We start from the raw sequence: 748 nt of genomic DNA, 5'->3' as shown, positions 1-748 counted from the left end.
TCACCGCTCTAACAGAGCGGTTTCAGTTTAGTCTTTGATACACGGTTTTCAGTCTCTTGGCCGCCTGAATGCGGGACTTTGAAAAAGTGTGTCAAGTAAAATTTCAGATATTTTACTCATCCGTAATAATGCATTTAAAGTATCAATACTGTCAAGAGAAAATCTCCTGATTTACAATATAGATGTGGAAGTAAGCAAATTGTTCAGCCGAAATCTTGTTAGATTCCGAAAATTGAAAAACCTCTCACAGAGGAAACTTGCTGAAGAAACAGGCCTGACCCAAAGGATGATCAATATTTATGAAAATTCACCTAATTCAATTCCTGTTAATAAACTGAGTATATTGGCTGAAGCTCTAGAAGTAGGCATTCAGGATTTCTTTGAAAGAAAGAATAATGATCTGCTGGATAAGATAGATGAAAGGTGGCTGAAAAAGTTAGCGGAAATCAAAGAACTCCCCGAGTCTAATCAGAAAGCAATTGTACATCACATGAACATCATCATTGAAAACCACCGATTCAAACTCGAAAAGTCAAAAGCATAATAATGGCTCCCCCCTCCCCCCCCAAGCGGCTCATCCAGGGCCTTTAGGTATCAGCTTGCAGAGACTAGCCTTTTAGCCAAATCTCCCCAACCCCACAAACCAGCCTTGTGGGTTGAATCTAAGAGCCTGCAAGCCGATACCGCCTTGCTGTCGATAATGCCGCATTATCGACAGCAAAAGCTCCTAAAGGCCCTCACCTTCGTC

At 41.4% G+C, this 748-nt stretch carries 1 protein-coding gene; it reads left to right on the top strand.

Features of this window, described 5'->3' with window-relative positions; genetic code table 11:
• The first annotated feature begins 88 nt into the window (after window positions 1-88).
• Window positions 89-544, top strand: coding sequence for a helix-turn-helix domain-containing protein (locus S1OALGB6SA_RS07875; protein ID WP_124033101.1), 456 nt, complete (start codon window positions 89-91; stop codon window positions 542-544).
• Window positions 545-748 lie beyond the last annotated feature (204 nt).

This window comes from Olavius algarvensis spirochete endosymbiont, assembly GCA_900608495.1.
In the GTDB taxonomy this organism is placed as follows: domain Bacteria; phylum Spirochaetota; class Spirochaetia; order DSM-2461; family DSM-2461; genus UBA2779.
This window is presented reverse-complemented; position numbering and strand designations above follow the sequence as displayed.